The organism is Streptomyces sp. NPDC018019 (assembly GCF_044327805.1).
Taxonomy (GTDB): Bacteria; Actinomycetota; Actinomycetes; order Streptomycetales; family Streptomycetaceae; genus Streptomyces.
Genome location: NZ_JBIRGD010000036.1, coordinates 35,599 through 51,880 on the forward strand (window position 1 = coordinate 35,599; position 16,282 = coordinate 51,880).

A 16,282-nucleotide genomic window follows, 5' to 3' on the forward strand; every position below is an offset into this window, starting at 1 on the left:
CGTAAGGCGGGTTCCGTCGACGAGAGGACTTCGCCGTGCAACGACGCTCCGTGACCTCCGTGTTGGCCGCCGCCTCGCTGCTGCTGGCGGCGGGGTGCTCCTCCGGGGGCGCGCCGGCCCCCGCCGGCTCCCCCGCCCCCTCCTCCCCGGGCGGCCCGCGGGCCTCCGCGTCCGTCCCGGCCCCGCCCGCCAAGGGCTCGGTGACGGTGACCGCCACCCTCACCACGGATCTCACCTCTCCCTGGGGAGTGGCCGCGCTGCCGGACGGTGACCTGCTGGTGTCCTCGCGGGACACCGGGAAGATCTTCCGGGTGGCGGCGGACGGCGGCCGGAAGACCGAGCTGGGGACGGTGCCGGGGGTGGCGCCGGGCGGCGAGGGCGGGCTGCTGGGGCTCGCGGTGGCACCGTCGTTCGGCCGGGACCACCAGGTGTACGCGTACTTCACCACCGCGTCCGACAACCGCATCGCCCGGATGACCTACGACGCCGGGAAGCCGGCCGGGCGGCAGCTGGGCGCTCCCGACACGGTGGTCAAGGGCATCCCGAAGGGACAGATCCACAACGGCGGCCGGATCGCCTTCGGCCCGGACAAGATGCTCTACGCGGGCACCGGCGAGACCGGCGACACCGGCCTCGCGCAGGACAGGAAGTCGCTGGGCGGCAAGATCCTGCGCATGACGCCGGACGGCGAGCCGGTGCGCGGCAACCCCGACGCCGGCTCGGTGGTGTACAGCTACGGGCACCGCAACGTGCAGGGCCTGGCCTGGGACGCCGAGGGCCGGCTGTGGGCGGCCGAGTTCGGGCAGAACACCTGGGACGAGCTGAACCTGATCGAGCCGGGCGGGAACTACGGCTGGCCCGAGGTGGAGGGCAAGGGCCGGGGCGACGCGCGGTTCGTGGACCCGGTGGCGCAGTGGGGCACGGCGGACGCCTCGCCGAGCGGGATCGCGTACGCCGAGGGGTCGGTCTGGATGGCAGGGCTGCGCGGCGAGCGGCTGTGGCGCATCCCGCTCGCCGGGCGGCAGGTGTCGGCGCCGCCGCAGGCGTTCCTCCAGGGCGAGTACGGGCGGCTGCGTACGGTCGTGCCGGCCGGGGACGGCGGGCTGTGGCTGGTCACCAGCAACACCGACGGGCGCGGTGAGCCGAAGAAGGGTGACGACCGGATTCTGCGCCTGACGGTGAGCTGAGGGCGGGCGCGCCTGGCGGCGGGCACGCGGCGCTGTCCCGCAACGGGCGTGGAGCGGTTTCGTCGAGCGGTTTCCGGCGGTGGGTGCTGCTGCGCTTTCCGGACCGGGACGTTCCGCCGCGGGTTTCCCGTACCGCCCGGTGTCCGGCACGGTCCCGGCCGCCCTTTTCGTTCCGTTGGCACCTACACTCGCCATACGGGGCAGGCCACGTCGTCAGGGGGCGGGATGTTCAACCTGGTGGAGGAGTTGTTCGCGCCGGGGCGCAAACACACCGACGAGGAACGGCGGCGGCTGACCCTGGTGGTCACCGACACCGGCGACAGCGATCCGGGCCAGGGGCCGATCGACCTGTCCTCCGGCAAGGTCACCATCCGCCTGCCGGACCAGGAGCCGCCGCGGCACACCTGACGCTTGCGGGCCCGCCCGCCGCCGCGGCCCGTGGCCCGGCCGCGCCTCGCCCGCTACCCCGACTGCTGCCCCGCCCGCTGCTCCGCAGGGGCGAACAGCCGCAGCCGGTGGGCCATCGCACCCGCCTCGCCCCGGCCGGAGACGCCCAGCTTGGCCAGGATGTTGGAGACGTGGACGCTGGCCGTCTTGGGCGAGATGAACAGCTCGTCGGCTATCTGGCGGTTGCTGCGCCCGGCCGCGACCAGGCGCAGCACGTCCCGCTCCCGCGGGGTCAGGCCGAACGTCTCGACGGGCGGTTCGGCGGCGGGCGGCTCGGGGGCCGGGTGCTCCGCCGCGGACGGCCGGTCGTCCGGGCCCGGTCCGGCCAGGGATATCCGGGCCCGCTGGGCGAGCCGTTCGACCTCGTCGGCGAGCGGCCGGGCGCCGAGCCGGCCGGCCGCCTCGCGGGCCCGGCCGAGCAGCAGCGCGGCGGCCTCGCGCGGTGTGCGGCCCGCCAGGCCGGCCGTCGCCCCGGCGGCGGCGTGCAGCAGCGCCTCGGCCCAGCGGTAACAGGCCACGGCGAGTTCGTACGGGCGTTCCACCTGCTCGAAGGCGGCGGCCGTGGCGGCCCAGGCGTCCGGCGCCGTGCGGTCGGCGGCGCGCAGCAGTTCGGCTTCGACGGCGCGGCCGTACGCCGCCCAGACCGGCGACACGGCGGGCGTGCCCTTCGCGGCCTCCCGGATGCGCGCGAGGGCGGCGGGCCGCTCCGGCTCGGCGGCGGGCAGGCCGCGCAGCTCCGACTCGGCGGCAGCCGCCGCCCACAGCAGCGGCCAGACATACCGCTGGGTGCCGGGTGGCAGGCCGGCTTCCAGGGTCTGCCGGAGGATGTCGCGCACGTCCGGAACACGGCCCCGGGCGGCCGCTGTCTCCAGGGCGTACCGGGCGAGGGGGATGGTGTACTGCGGCTGCGGGTCGTGGGTTCCGTAGTGCTCGCGGGCGACGGCCAGTTCCCACTCGGCGCGCTCCACGTCGCCCTCCTTCAGGGCGAGGTCCGTGAGGCGGTTGGTGGCGAGCGCCAGCGAGCGGGCGCTCAGCGAACGGCGGCGGGCGTCCAGCGCCGCTTCCCGCGCCTCGGCCCAGTGCCCCAGCGACTGGAGCGACTCGGCGCGGTTGCCGCTCACCCAGCTGGTGCTCTCCTTCAGGCCGTAGTGCTCGGTGAGCGCGAGGCCCCGGTCCGCCACCTCGACGGCCTCGCTGGAGCGGCCCACGCCTTCCAGGGCCGAGGAGAGGTTGATGTGCCCGCGGGCGACCACCGAGGAGCAGCCGCACGCCACGGCCCGCTCCAGGGCCGCGCGCAGCTGGGCCAGCCCGCCGTCCACATCGCCCGCGTCCACCCGCAGTCCGGCCAGCGTGACGAGCGAGTTCAGCTCTTCCTCCTCGTCGCCGACGAGCCGGGCCAGCTCCACGGCGCGCTCGGCGGTGGCGAAGCTGTCGGGGCCGGGGTTGTGCAGCACGGCCCAGGCCGCGGACTGGGCGAGCACGGCGGCGTGCACCGAGGACGGCGGCAGGCCACGCACCAGCTCCTGGGCGCGGCCCAGTTCGGTCCAGCCGTCGCCGCGGCCGGTGCTCTGCACGAGGCGGGAGCGCTGGAGCAGGAACCACGCCGTGCGCAGCGGGTCCTTCTCCGCGTCGAGGGAGCGCAGGGCGCGCTTGGTGATCGTGAAGGCGCGCTCGGTGTCCCCGGACAGGCGCGCGGCCACCGCGATCTCGGCGAGCAGGTCCATGAAGTGCAGCGCGTCGTCGTCGCAGCCGCAGGCCGGGTACGCCTCGGCGTAGTCCGCCGGGCGCACCGCGCGGCGGACCTCCTTGGGCGCGTCGTCCCACAGCTCCAGGGCCCGGTCCAGCAGGCGCAGTTGTTCGGAGTGGGCGTGGCGGCGGCGGGCCTGGACGGAGGCGGCGAGGACGGCGGGCAGCGCCTTGGCCGGGTCGTGGGCGTGGTACCAGTAGCTGGCCAGGCGGGCGGCGCGGGTGTCGGCGCGGACGAGCGAGGGGTCGGCCTCCAGGGCTTCGCCGTACCGGCGGTTGAGGCGGGTGCGCTCGCCGGGCAGCAGGTCGTCGACGACGGCCTCGCGGACCAGGGCGTGCCGGAAGCGGTAGCCCGCGCCGTCCCGGTCGGGGACCAGGGTGTTGGAGCCGACGGCGGCGCGCAGCGCCTCGATGAGGTCGTCGTCGGGCAGGCCGCAGACGGCGGCGAGCAGTTCGTGTTCGACCGTGGAGCCGCCCTCGGCGGCCACCCGCACGACCCGCTGGGCGTTCTCGGGCAGCGACTCGACCCGGACGAGCAGCAGGTCGCGCAGCGGGTCGCTGAGTCCGGTCAGGCAGCCGTCCTGGATGCTGCGGGCCAGTTCCTCCACGAAGAAGGCGTTGCCCTCGGAGCGCTTGAAGACCCGGTCGACCAGCGCCTCTTCGGGGTCGCGGCCGGTGATGCCGGCGATCTGGGTGCGGACCTCGGCGCGGTTGAACCGGGCCAGTTCGACGCGGCGGACCGTGCGCGTCCGGTCGATCTCGGCCAGGAAGGGGCGCAGCGGGTGACGGCGGTGGATGTCGTCGGAGCGGTAGGTGGCGACGAGCAGGATGCCGGCGTCGTTCAGGGCGCGCAGCAGGTAGGAGAACAGCTCCCGGGTGGAGCGGTCGGCCCAGTGCAGGTCCTCGATGACGACGACGAGCGGCCGGTGGGCGGCGAGGCGCTCCAGGAGCCGGGCGGTCAGCTCGAAGAGGCGGGCGCGGCCCTGCTCGTCGTCATGGCCTTCGCCGGCGGTCTCGCCCAGTTCGGGCAGGATGCGGGCCAGTTCGCCCTCCTGGCCCGCGACGGCGGCGGCCAGCTCGTCCGGCAGCTGCGCGTTGAGCAGGTGCAGGACCGCGGAGAACGGGGCGAACGGCAGCCCCTCGGAACCGATCTCGATACAGCCGCCGATGGCGACCAGGACGCCGTCCGTCCGCGCGGCCTGCGCGAACTCCTCGATGAGCCGGGTCTTGCCGACCCCGGCCTCGCCGCCGATGAGCAGCGCCCGGGGCTCGCCCGACTCCTGGATGCGGGCGAGGGCGCCGCGTAGCGTGCCCAGCTCGCTGCTGCGGCCGACGAACACCGGACTGACGGACCTGGTTTCCACGTCGCCGAGCATCGCACAGGGGTCTGACAACGCGGCAGTGGTCACCGTCACGTGAGACGGCTCCCGGGGCCACGGGCGGGCCACGGGAGCCGTCGCGGCGGGCGGCACCGGTCCGGCCGCCGGTCAGGCGGCCCGGGTGTACCGGTCCGGCGCGCCGTTCACCCGCCCTTCCGGTCCGTCTTCCCGGGAGCCGCTGCCCCGGCGCGCCCGGCGCGCCTTGCGCGCCTCGTTGACGAGCCGCTGGCGGTCGGCCTGGCGCCGCAGTTCCTCGTAGCGGACGCGGAGTTCGAGTTCCCCGTAGTACATGGTGTGCTCCCTGGGTCTGGCGTCGGCACGCTGACACCTGGTGGTGTCCTGTTGACGTGCTCCAGCCTGCTCGCCCAGGTGAGCGCCCCGCATCGGGCAGATTCCCGATCTTGCGGGGTACGGGGGCCTTAGCGGCGCGGGGCCCCGGACCGGCGGTTCCTCAGACGGCCGCGTACGGCCTTAGGAATGCCGGGTTCCGGGGCCGGGGGCCGGGCCGGGGCCTCAGGAACCGGGGGTTCCGGCGCCACCGCTCTTGGGCAGCGTGGGCAGGCTCGCGAACAGGTCGAAGTACATGCCCGCGGAGACGATGGTCCCCAGCACGCCGAGGGCCAGTCCGCCCCAGGCCACGGCCCGGACCCAGGCCGGCCGGGTACGGGTCAGGACCAGGCCCGCGACCACCACGGCGAGCAGCGCGAAGAGGCCGTTGACGAGGGCGTGGGTGTGCCAGGGAGCGCCGTAGACGGTGCCGATCTGGTCGGTGGCCTTGCCCGTCTGGAGCTTGATCTGGCCGAGCAGGGTCTGGCGCTCGGCCAGCACCGTGCCGAGCCAGGTGCCGGTGAGCGAGGCGAGGCCCAGTCCCGCGGCCACGACGGCACCGGCGCCGGACGCCACGGAGCCGGTGGCGGTGGCTGGCGGTGCGTCCGCGTCCGTGTCCGCCGGTGCGTCCAGGTCCTCGTCCGCGGCGTCCGCGCCGCGCGGGGCGTCCTCGTCGACCGCGGCGCCGGCGGGCGGCTCCCCGTCCGTCTTCGTGGCCTCGGTGGCCTCGGACGTCCCGGTGGCCTCCGTCGTACCGGTGGCCTCCGTCGTACCGGTGGCCTCGGTGGCCTTCGTGTCGTCGGTGCGCGCTTCGGTCTTGGTGGTGTCCATGGGCGCGACCGTAGGCGCCGCGTCTGAGAGACGTATGAGAACGGCCGGGGCGGGTGGGGAACCGGCCACGTCCGCGTACGTCTGGGCCGTCCGGGACGGACGGGGCGTACCGCGTCCGTCACCGCCTCCGCCGTCCCGCCCCGGACCTCCCCGTCCGCCGGCGCCGTACGGTCCCGCCCGTCACCGACGAACAGGCCCGCCCGTCACCGCCGTACCAGGCCCTCGTCGTCCCGCCGCGGCTCCGGGACGGCAAGCGGAACCGCAACCGGAACCAGGACTTCGTCCCCGCGGGGCCCGGCCGCCGGGCCGCCGGCCGGCACCGGAGCACGCTCCGGATCCGGCGGCTCGATGCTGATCCGCGGCAGCCGCCGCTCCAGCCACGGGGGCAGCCACCAGTTCGCGCCGCCGAGCAGGTGCATCAGGGCGGGCACGAGCAGGGTGCGCAGGACGAAGGCGTCCAGCGCGACGGCGGCGGCCAGGCCGATGCCGAACATCGCGATGATCCGGTCGCCGCTGAGCACGAACGCCGCGAAGACCGCGATCATGATGACCGCCGCCGAGTTGATCACCCGGCCGGTCTCGGCCAGTCCGACCCGTACCGCGCGGCGGTTGTCGCCGGTGCGCCGCCACTCCTCGTACATCCGGCTGACCAGGAAGACCTGGTAGTCCATGGACAGCCCGAACAGGACGGACACCATGATCACGGGCAGGAACGGCTCGATCGGTCCCGCGCTGCCGAGCCCGAGGAGTTCGCTGCCCCAGCCCCACTGGAAGATCGCCACCACGATCCCGAAGGAGGACGCGACGGCCACCACGTTCATCGCGGCGGCCTTCAGCGGTATGCCGATGCTCCGGAAGGCGAGGAGCAGCAGGACGCAGCCCAGGCCGATGACGGTGCCGACGAACAGCGGCAGCTTGCCGACGATCACGGTGGCGAAGTCGTCGTAGCTCGCGGTCACGCCGCCCACGTGGACCCGCATGGTGGTGCCCTCGCCGGCCGCCGGCAGCACCTCGTCGCGCAGCCGTTCCACCAGGTCGGAGGTCTGCCGGGACTGCGGAGAGCCCTCCGGTACGACCGTGATCACGCCGGTGCCGCCGCTGCCGTCGAACTCCGGGCCGCGCACCTGCGCCACGCCCGGCGTGCCGCGCAGTTCGGCCGGCAGCCGGTCGAAGGCCAGCCGGTCCTTGGCCCCGTCCAGATCGCCGACCAGGGTCAGCGGCCCGTTGGAACCCGGTCCGAAGCCCTTGGCGAGCAGGTCGTACGCCTGCCGGGTGGTGCTCGTGCCGGGATTGTTGCCCTGGTCGGAGGTGCCCAGGTGCAGGGAGAGTGTGGGCAGTGCCAGCAGCAGCATGAAAACCGCGGCGGCTGCCCCCAGCAGCTTGGGGTGGCGTTCGACGAAGCCGGACCAGCGCGCGGCGAAGCCGGCCGGCGGCTCGGGCAGGGGCCCGTCGGCGGCCAGCCGCCGTCGTTCGCGCCGGCTCAGTGCCCGCTGCCCGACGACGCCCAGCAGGGCCGGGAGCAGGGTGACGGAGGCGGCGACGGTCAGGACGACGGTGAGCGAGGCGGCGATGGCGACGCCGTTGAGGAAGCCCAGCCGCAGGACGAGCATGCCGAGCAGGGCGATGCAGACGGTGGCTCCGGCGAAGACCACCGCGCGCCCGGACACGCTGACCGCGCGCTCGGCCGCCTCCTGCACACTGAGGCCGGATTTCAGCCCTCTGCGGTGCCGGGTCACGATGAAAAGCGCGTAGTCGATGCCGACGCCGAGGCCGACGAGCATGCCCAGCATCGGGGCGAAGTCGGCCACCGTCATCGCGTGGCCGAGCAGCGCGATGCCCGCCGAGGCGGTCCCCACGCTCACCACCGCCGTGACGAGCGGCAGGACGGTGGCGGCGAGCGACCCGAAGGCGAGGAAGAGGACGATGCCGGCGGCGCCGAGCCCGATCAGTTCGGCCAGGCGCGTTCCGGCCGCCTCGGTGACCGCGATGCCGGAGCCGCCCAGCGCCACCTGGAGTCCGTCGCCCGCGGCGGCCTTCGCGGTGTCCACGACGCGCTGGACCTGGGCCTTGTCCAGGTCCTCGGTGGGCGCCTCGAAGGACAGGCCGGCGTAGGCGGTGTGCCCGTCGGGGCTGATCTGCCCCGCGCCCTGGGGGCCGTACGGGCTCTGTACGGACGCGCCCCCGGGCAGCCGGGCGATCCGGTCGAGGGTCTGCTGGAGGTCTTTCTGTACGGCGCCCGCGCGGACGGTGCCGGAATCCGTGTGCCAGACGATGGTGTCGCCGTCCCCCGCCCGGTCCGGGAAAGCCTGGGCCAGCAGGGCTCCGGCCTGCCCGGATTCGGTCCCGGGGACCTCGTACCGGTCGGAGTAGGCGGAGCCGGCGGCTCCGGCCGCGGCGGCGGCTCCCGCGAAGGCGGCGAGCCAGAGCACGATCACGACGATGCGGCGCCGCAGGCACCACCGGGTCAGTGCGGTCATACAGCTCTTCGTCTGCTTCCCGGGTCAGGCGCCGATGTCTCCCGGGATGTACCCGTGGTGCCGAACGCGTAATGGAGGGGGAAGCACGGGACCACCGCCTGCCGACGAAGGAGCGGCGGGCCCGTACCTCTTGCAGAGTGACAGCAGGAAAAGATCCTTTGACCCTTTTGTGGACTTCCCCACAAAGGGAGCCGGAAGCGGAACCCGGCCGGTGACCGCAAGGCGTCCGGGTCCGCGCGGCTCCGGTCAGCCGGTGACCGATTCCTTTCCGTTCTCGATGTGGCCCATGAAGCGGCGACGGAAGGACGCGTCCTGCGCGACGGACAGGTCGAGGTCGTACCAGCCGTGCGCCGCCGCCGCGGCGTGCGCGACGGTGCGGGTGCTGCCCGCCCGTACGGTGATCTCGCGCGGCGCCGCGTCGCCGTACGCCAGCGGCTTGAGCGTGAAGGTGAGGTCCGCGCGCCCCTGGTTGACGAGGGTGAGGTGCAGCTCGCGCCGGTGCGTGTCCAGGCGGGTGCCGATCCGGACCGCGGCGGCGGCGCCGTCGGACGTGCCGGCGTGCTCCCGCCGGAAACCGTTGGGGCCCGTGAGGGTGAAGCGGTACGTACCGCCCTTGACCGGTACCTCCCAGTCGGCCCGGCCCAGCACGTCGCGGTGCTGCGGCGTGCCGTACTCCCCCGCGTACGGATACAGCGCGAAGTGCGCGCTCGCCCGGCCGGTGTTGCGCACCGCGAGCCGGAAGCACCCCGCCCGCGCGTCGAACGCGCCGTCCGCGTCGGGCTGGTACGGCAGCGGGCGCGCGGGCCGGGTGCCCGGCTCCTGGCGCGGCAGCTGCTGCTCGCGCGGCGGGCGCGGCGCCCAGCGCCCGCTGAACGGCGGGATCGCGCCGGGCCGCTCCACGGCGGGCGGCCGGTGCCCGCGCGAGAAGTCGAAGGCGGTGGTCAGATCGCCGCAGACGGTGCGCCGCCAGGCGCTGATATTGGGCTCGCGCACCCCGGTCCAGCGCTCCAGGAAGCGGATGATCGAGGTGTGGTCGAAGACCTGCGAGCAGGCGTAGCCGCCCACCGTCCAGGGGGAGATCACGAGCATCGGCACACGCATCCCGAGCCCGGTCGGCCTGCCGTCCCAGAACTCGCCCTCCGTACCGGCCGGCGGCACCGGCGGCGGCACGTGGTCGAAGAAGCCGTCGTTCTCGTCGTAGGTCAGGAACAGCGCGGTGTGCCGCCACACGTCCGGGTTCCTGCCGAGCGCGTCGAGGACCTTGTAGACGATGGTGGCGCTGGCGACCGGCGAGGACGAGCCGGGGTGCTCGGAGTCCGCCGCGGAGGGGACGATGTAGGACACCTCGGGCAGCTTTCCCGCGGCGACGTCGGCGGCGAAGGCGGTGGCCGTGGAGCCCGGCTCGCCGCGGCGCAGCGCGCGCTCGAAGAGGCTGCGGTCGGCCGCGCTCAGCGCCCGTACGCCCTCCTCCAGCAGTCCTTGGAGCCGCGCGCGCTCCGCCGCACCGGCCGCCGCGACCTTCCCGTAGAACGCGGTCATGTTCTGCACGCCGCCGCCCACCTTGGCCAGCGCCTTCTTCATGACCGCCTTGAAGGTGGCGTAGAACTCCAGGTTGTTGTCGGTGAAGTTGTCCCACTCCTGGTAGACGCGCCAGCTGTGCCCGGCCTTCTCCAGGCGCTCGGCGTAGGTGGGCCAGGTGTAGCCGGGGTGGGTGTCCTCCGCGTAGGCGTCGTTGCCCACCGCGCGCTTGCCGGAGCCCGGCTCCAAGCCGGTCCAGCCGCTGACCAGGTGGTTGCGGTTGGGGCTGGTGGAGGAGTGGATCGAGGAGTGGTAGGCGTCGCAGACGGTGAAGGTGTCGGCGAGTTCGTAGTGCAGCGGTACGTCCTGGCGGTCGTAGTGGGCCATGGTGGCCGCCGTCTTGGCGGTGACCCAGTTGTCCATCCAGCCGTCGTGCCACGCCTTGGCCCCGCCGGACCACTCGTGGTTGAGCGCCCCGATGTACTGGAGGTCTTTTTTCTGGGCCGCCGCGGCCTCGCGGACGGAGAAGGGCAGCACGGTGCCGACGCCGAGCGCGCCCGGCTGCTCGTAGACGCTCCGGCCGCCCGGGAGCCGGACGGCGTTGCGGTCGGCGTAGCCGCGCACGCCGCGCAGCATGCCGAAGTAGTGGTCGAAGGAACGATTCTCCTGCATCAGTACGACGACGTGCCGGATGGCGCCGAGGCCGTCCCGGCCGGGCCCGTCCGCGCGCCCGGCCGCGGGTACGGGCGGCTCCGCCGCCAGCGCCTGCTGGAGCGAGGGCGGCAGGAGCGACGCGGCGGCGGCCGCGCCGGCCGCCGCGCCGAGTCCCATGACCTGTCTGCGCGATACCTCGGATGCCACGCTCGACCTCCCAGTCGACTGCCCGCGGTCGGGCAATGGTCCACTCCCAGCCCTTGACTGATGCGAGCGGGACGGTAGTGGACCACGGTGGCGTGCGACAGGTGTCGGAGTGACAAGTTCGCGAACAGACGGCTCCGGTTCCCGCGCCCGGGCCCGGTGGACGGCCCGGGTGCGGTCCTGTTCACCGGGGCGGGCGGATGGACAGGGCGTGCCGGAACTCGTCGCGCGGGTCCCAGTGGGCCTTGATGCGCTGCAACCGCGGGTAGTGGTCCTTGTAGTAGAGCGTGTGCCACGGGACGCCGGAGGTGTTCAGCTCCGGGTCGGCGAGGTCCCGGTCCGGGTAGTTGATGAACGAGCCGTCGCTGACCGGGCCCGGCACCGGCACGCCGCCGGTGTCCGCGTAGAGATCGCGGTAGAAGTCGCGGACCCAGGCGAGGTGCTTCGTTCCGCCGTCCCCCGTCCCTTCCCAGCCGGTCATGCAGATCGACTTGAGGATCGAGTCCCGCTGGGCGACCGCGGTCGCCTCCGGGGCGACGGTGTTGACCTGCCCGCCGTACGAGACCAGCCACATCGACCCGGTGACGCCCTCCGGCGCACCGCCCTTGCCGCCCGCCGGTCCCGCCAGGTGCCGGTAGGCGGTGGCGATCTGCCGGTCCGTGTAGCGCTTGCGCAGGTAGCCGGATTTGACCTTGTACGGGGCCGGCTCGCTCTCCTGCACGAGGGAGACCGCCTCCAGCCAGGGCCGGACCTGGTGCCGGAGGGCGGGCCGGGCGCCCACCCCGCGTCCGACGGCGTCCACGTAGGCACGCATCCGCCCTTCGGCACCGGGCGCGGTGGCGTCCATCTGGCCCACCAGGAGGATGGTGCCGGTGTTGCGGGTGTTGAGCATCAGCACACTGAACAGGTCGGCGTACGGGGACTCCGGACCGCTGTTGTGCTCGTACCAGGTGCCGTGGTTGCGCACCAGCCGGGCGAAGGCACGCTCGTCCAGGTCCTTCCAGTTCCAGGTCGCGGCGAAGCTGAGGAGGCTCCCCGGGGCCTTGGGCAGCAGCCGCGTGGGGTCGTCGCCCTCGGCCGCCGGGTCGCGGAACCAGTAGCACGTGACGATCCCGAAGTTGCCGCCTCCGCCGCCGGTGTGCGCCCACCACAGGTCGTGGTTCGGGTCCTTCGGATCGCGGGTGGCCACCACGCTGCGGGCCCGGCCCGACCGGTCGACCACGACGACCTCGACGGCGTACAGGTGGTCCACGGACAGCCCGTACCGCCGCGAGAGGGTGCCGTAGCCACCGCCCAGCACGTGTCCGCCGACCCCGACCTCGGCGGTGGCGCCGGCCGGGATGGACACGCCCCAGCCGAGGAACAGGGCGCGGTAGACCTCGCCGAGCAGGGCACCGGGTTCGACGGCGAACGCACGGCGGGCGGCGTCGTACCGCACCGCGCGCATGGGAGAGGTGTCGATCAGTACGCGGACGGCCGGGTCGTCGACGAAGTTCTCGAAGCAGTGGCCGCCGCTGCGCACGGCGATGCGCTTGCCGTCCCGTACGGCCTGCTGGACGGCGCCGACGACCTGCTCGGTACTGCTCACGACGTGGACGCGGTCGGGCTTGCCGACGAAGTGCCCGTTGCTGCCGCGGCGGGTCAGGGAGGAGTAGCGGGGGTCGTCCGGGCCGACCGTGATCAGGCCCGGGCCCGGCGGGCGGCCGGCGGCGGGGGTGGCGGAGGCGGCCGGTGCGGCGGCCGGGACCGCGGCCGCGACGCCCGGTACCGACACCGCCGCAGCCGTGCCTCCCAGCGCCGCCGCGCCCGCGAGCAGGGTCCGGCGCGTCACTTCAGCCATGGTCCGCTCCCGTAACTGTGGTGGTGAAGACGGTGGTTGTTCCTGAGTCACACCTCCACCATCGGTCCCGCCCGGGCCCGGAACATCGTCCATGGTGACCACCTCACCCCTAGGTAAACCGATGTACGGCCTCGGGCGCCGCCCCTCCCACAGGAGGGCACGCGGCAGGCCCGCATCCTCCGAAGGAACGGTTCTCGCGGCCCGCGCGGCAACGGGCGTTCCCCCGTGAACACTTCACGAACTCTTGACAACCGCATTGGTCTGGACCATTTTGTGCGCTACGCCCGCCCCGCTCTCCGCGCCCGGCGGGCGGCCCTTCCGGGCTCTCACCCCTTGGAGACAGCCATGCCGCACCCCCTCGTGCCGCGCACCCGTTCCCGGCACAGACGGTGGCTCACCACCGCCTTCACCGGCCTGGCGGCCACCGTCCTGGCCGTGACCGGCACCCAGACCGGCGCCTCGGCGGCCCCCCACGCCGCCTCCCGGGCCGCCGCCGACGTCAACAACGCGAAGAACCCCGGCTTCGAGGCCGGACTCGCCGGGTGGACCTGTTCGTCGGGCGCCGGCTCCACCGTGTCCTCACCCGTGCACGGCGGCACCGCGGCCCTGAAGGCCACGCCCTCCGGCACGGACCAGGCCAAGTGCTCGCAGACCGTGTCCGTCAAGCCCAACTCCACGTACACACTCAGCGCGTACGTCCAGGGCTCGTACGTCTACCTCGGCGCGAGCGGCACCGGCACCACCGACGTGTCCACCTGGACCCCCGGCGCCACCACCTGGCAGCAGCTGAAGACCACCTTCACCACCGGACCCTCCACCACCTCCGTCACCGTCTACACCCACGGCTGGTACGGGCAGTCCGCCTACTTCGCCGACGACATCAGCGTCTTCGGGCCGGACGGCGGGAACGGCGACCCGGGCGACCCGGTCCCCGACGCGCCCACCGGGCTGACCGCGGGCGCGGTCACCTCGTCCTCCGTGGCGCTGTCCTGGAACCCGGCCACGTACGCCACCGGCTACCACGTCTACCGCGACGGCACCAAGGTCCAGGCGGTCACCGGCACCTCGGCCACCGTGACCGGCCTGAGCCCCGCCACCGCCTACCGGTTCCAGATCACCGCGACCAACGCGGCGGGCGAGTCCGCCAAGTCCGCCGCGGTCACCGCCACCACGTCCCAGGGCGGCGGCGACGGGCCCGCCGTACCCAAGCACGCGGTGACCGGCTACTGGCAGAACTTCAACAACGGCGCGACCGTACAGAAGATCAGCGACGTGCCGGACCAGTACGACATCATCGCGGTCTCCTTCGCCGACGCCACCACCACGCCCGGTGCCATCACCTTCAACCTCGACTCGGCGGGCCTGGGCGGCTACACCGTCGCCCAGTTCAAGGCCGACATCAAGGCGAAGCAGGCGGCCGGCAAGAACGTCATCCTGTCCGTCGGCGGCGAGAAGGGCACCATCTCCGTCAACGACTCCGCCTCCGCGAACAACTTCGCCACCAGCGCCTACGCCCTCATGCAGGAGTACGGCTTCAACGGCGTCGACATCGACCTGGAGAACGGCCTCAACCCGACCTACATGACGCAGGCCCTGCGCTCGCTGTCCCAGAAGGCGGGCAGCAAGCTGGTCATCACCATGGCCCCGCAGACCATCGACATGCAGTCCACCCAGGGCGGCTACTTCAAGACGGCGCTGAACATCAAGGACATCCTCACCGTCGTCAACATGCAGTACTACAACAGCGGTTCGATGCTGGGCTGTGACGGCAAGGTCTACTCGCAGGGCACGGTGGACTTCCTCACCGCCCTCGCCTGCATCCAGCTCGAAGGCGGCCTCGACCCGTCCCAGGTGGGCATCGGTGTGCCTGCTTCGACGCGCGCCGCCGGCGGCGGCTACGTGTCCCCCAGCGTCGTCAACAGCGCGCTGGACTGCCTCACCAAGGGCACCGGCTGCGGCTCCTTCAAGCCCGCCCGGACCTACCCGTCCCTGCGCGGGGCCATGACCTGGTCCACCAACTGGGACGCGGCGACCGGCAACGCCTGGTCCAACGCGGTGGGCCCGCACGTGCACAACCTGCCGTAGCTCGGCATGGAGAAGGGCGGCACACCGGTGGTGTGCCGCCCCTCGCGTACCGGAACCGGGTGTCAGCCCTCGACGCCCAGCTTCTCCAGGATCAGCTCGCGGACCCGGGCCGCGTCGGCCTGGCCGCGGGTGGCCTTCATGACCGCGCCGACCAGGGCACCGGCCGCGGCGACCTTGCCACCGCGGATCTTGTCGGCGATGGCGGCGTTGGACTCGATCGCCTCGTCGACGGCCTTGCCCAGCGCGCCCTCGTCCGAGACGACCTTCAGGCCGCGCTTCTCCACGACGGTGTCCGGGTCGCCCTCGCCCGCGAGGACGCCCTCGATCGTCTGGCGGGCCAGCTTGTCGTTGAGGGAGCCCTCGGCGACCAGCTCCGCCACCCGCGCGACCTGCTGCGGGGTGATGGGCAGGGCGGCCAGTTCGACGCCGTCCTCGTTGGCGCGGCGGGCCAGCTCGCCCATCCACCACTTGCGGGCGGCGGCGGAGTCCGCGCCGGCCTCGATGGTGGCGACGATCAGGTCCACGGCGCCCGCGTTCAGGATCGACTGCATGTCGTGCTCGGAGACGCCCCACTCCTCGCGCAGCCGGTTACGGCGTACGCGCGGCAGCTCGGGCAGGCCCTTGCGCAGCTCCTCGACCCACTCGCGGGACGGGGCCACCGGGACCAGGTCGGGCTCGGGGAAGTAGCGGTAGTCCTCCGCCTCCTCCTTGACCCGGCCGGGGGTGGTGGAGCCGTCGTCCTCGTGGAAGTGGCGGGTCTCCTGGACGATCGTGCCGCCCGCGGACAGCACGGCCGCGTGCCGCTGGATCTCGAAGCGGCAGGCCCGCTCGACCGACCGCAGCGAGTTGACGTTCTTCGTCTCCGAGCGGGTGCCGAACTTCTCGGTGCCCTTCGGGCGCAGCGACAGGTTGACGTCGCAGCGCATCTGGCCCATCTCCATGCGGGCCTCGGAGACGCCCAGCGCCTTGATCAGCTCGCGCAGCTCGGCGACGTACGCCTTGGCGACCTCGGGGGCCCGCTCGCCCGCGCCCTGGATGGGCTTGGTGACGATCTCGATGAGCGGGATGCCGGCCCGGTTGTAGTCGAGCAGGGAGTGGGACGCGCCGTGGATACGGCCGGTGGCGCCGCCGACGTGCGTCGACTTGCCGGTGTCCTCCTCCATGTGGGCGCGCTCGATCTCCACGCGGAAGATCTCGCCGTCCTCCAGCTGGACGTCCAGGTACCCGTCGAAGGCGATGGGCTCGTCGTACTGCGACGTCTGGAAGTTCTTCGGCATGTCCGGATAGAAGTAGTTCTTCCGGGCGAAACGGCACCATTCGGCGATGGAGCAGTTCAGCGCCAGGCCGATCTTGATCGCGGACTCGACGCCGACCGCGTTGACGACCGGCAGCGAGCCGGGCATGCCGAGGCAGGTGGGGCAGGTCTGCGCGTTGGGCTCGGCGCCCAGGGTGGTCGAGCACCCGCAGAACATCTTGGTCTTGGTGCCGAGTTCGACGTGCACCTCAAGACCCATCACGGGGTCGTAGGTGGCCAGCGCGTCCTCGTACGACACCAGTTCAGTGACGGTCACGGAAAACTAACCTCTC

At 73.3% G+C, this 16,282-nt stretch carries 10 protein-coding genes; 3 read left to right on the plus strand and 7 right to left on the minus strand.

Annotated elements, in window-relative coordinates:
* The first annotated feature begins 50 nt into the window (after positions 1-50).
* Together ACH4FX_RS37735 and ACH4FX_RS37740 are read left to right on the plus strand one after the other, a co-directional pair.
* Positions 51-1,187 carry a PQQ-dependent sugar dehydrogenase gene (locus ACH4FX_RS37735; protein WP_398486010.1) on the plus strand — a complete coding sequence of 379 codons (1,137 nt, stop codon included), beginning with the start codon at positions 51-53 and terminating at the stop codon, positions 1,185-1,187.
* Between the two features lie 225 nt (positions 1,188-1,412).
* Positions 1,413-1,595 (plus strand): DUF6191 domain-containing protein, encoded by a 183-nt coding sequence (locus ACH4FX_RS37740; protein WP_398486011.1) that lies wholly within the window; start codon positions 1,413-1,415, stop codon positions 1,593-1,595.
* Positions 1,596-1,648: 53 nt separating this feature from the next.
* Here the strand turns inward: ACH4FX_RS37740 and ACH4FX_RS37745 are convergent, their stop codons facing one another.
* The 6 genes from ACH4FX_RS37745 to ACH4FX_RS37770 form a co-directional block, all read right to left on the minus strand.
* Positions 1,649-4,756: an AAA family ATPase gene (locus tag ACH4FX_RS37745; protein ID WP_398486042.1), complete on the minus strand. Its 3,108-nt coding sequence runs from the start codon at positions 4,754-4,756 to the stop codon at positions 1,649-1,651.
* A 111-nt stretch (positions 4,757-4,867) separates the two neighbouring features.
* A complete protein-coding gene (locus ACH4FX_RS37750) occupies positions 4,868-5,050 on the minus strand; it encodes a hypothetical protein (protein ID WP_398486012.1) in 183 nt (60 codons plus the stop codon).
* Positions 5,051-5,272: 222 nt separating this feature from the next.
* Positions 5,273-5,917, minus strand: a complete 645-nt coding sequence (locus ACH4FX_RS37755; RefSeq protein WP_398486013.1) for a hypothetical protein — start codon at positions 5,915-5,917, stop codon at positions 5,273-5,275.
* Positions 5,918-6,120: 203 nt separating this feature from the next.
* Positions 6,121-8,394 carry an MMPL family transporter gene (locus ACH4FX_RS37760; RefSeq protein WP_398486014.1) on the minus strand — a complete coding sequence of 758 codons (2,274 nt, stop codon included), beginning with the start codon at positions 8,392-8,394 and terminating at the stop codon, positions 6,121-6,123.
* A 246-nt stretch (positions 8,395-8,640) separates the two neighbouring features.
* A complete protein-coding gene (locus ACH4FX_RS37765; protein ID WP_398486015.1) occupies positions 8,641-10,773 on the minus strand; it encodes a phosphocholine-specific phospholipase C in 2,133 nt (710 codons plus the stop codon).
* Positions 10,774-10,954: 181 nt separating this feature from the next.
* Positions 10,955-12,610: an FAD-dependent oxidoreductase gene (locus tag ACH4FX_RS37770; RefSeq protein ID WP_398486016.1), complete on the minus strand. Its 1,656-nt coding sequence runs from the start codon at positions 12,608-12,610 to the stop codon at positions 10,955-10,957.
* Positions 12,611-12,955: 345 nt separating this feature from the next.
* Between ACH4FX_RS37770 and ACH4FX_RS37775 the strand changes: the two genes are divergently transcribed.
* Entirely contained in the window at positions 12,956-14,695 is a 1,740-nt protein-coding gene (locus ACH4FX_RS37775) for a chitinase (protein ID WP_398486017.1), read from the plus strand.
* A gap of 62 nt (positions 14,696-14,757) precedes the next feature.
* Here the strand turns inward: ACH4FX_RS37775 and gatB are convergent, their stop codons facing one another.
* Positions 14,758-16,266, minus strand: coding sequence for an Asp-tRNA(Asn)/Glu-tRNA(Gln) amidotransferase subunit GatB (gene gatB, locus ACH4FX_RS37780; RefSeq protein ID WP_398486018.1), 1,509 nt, complete (start codon positions 16,264-16,266; stop codon positions 14,758-14,760).
* Positions 16,267-16,282: the final 16 nt, after the last annotated feature.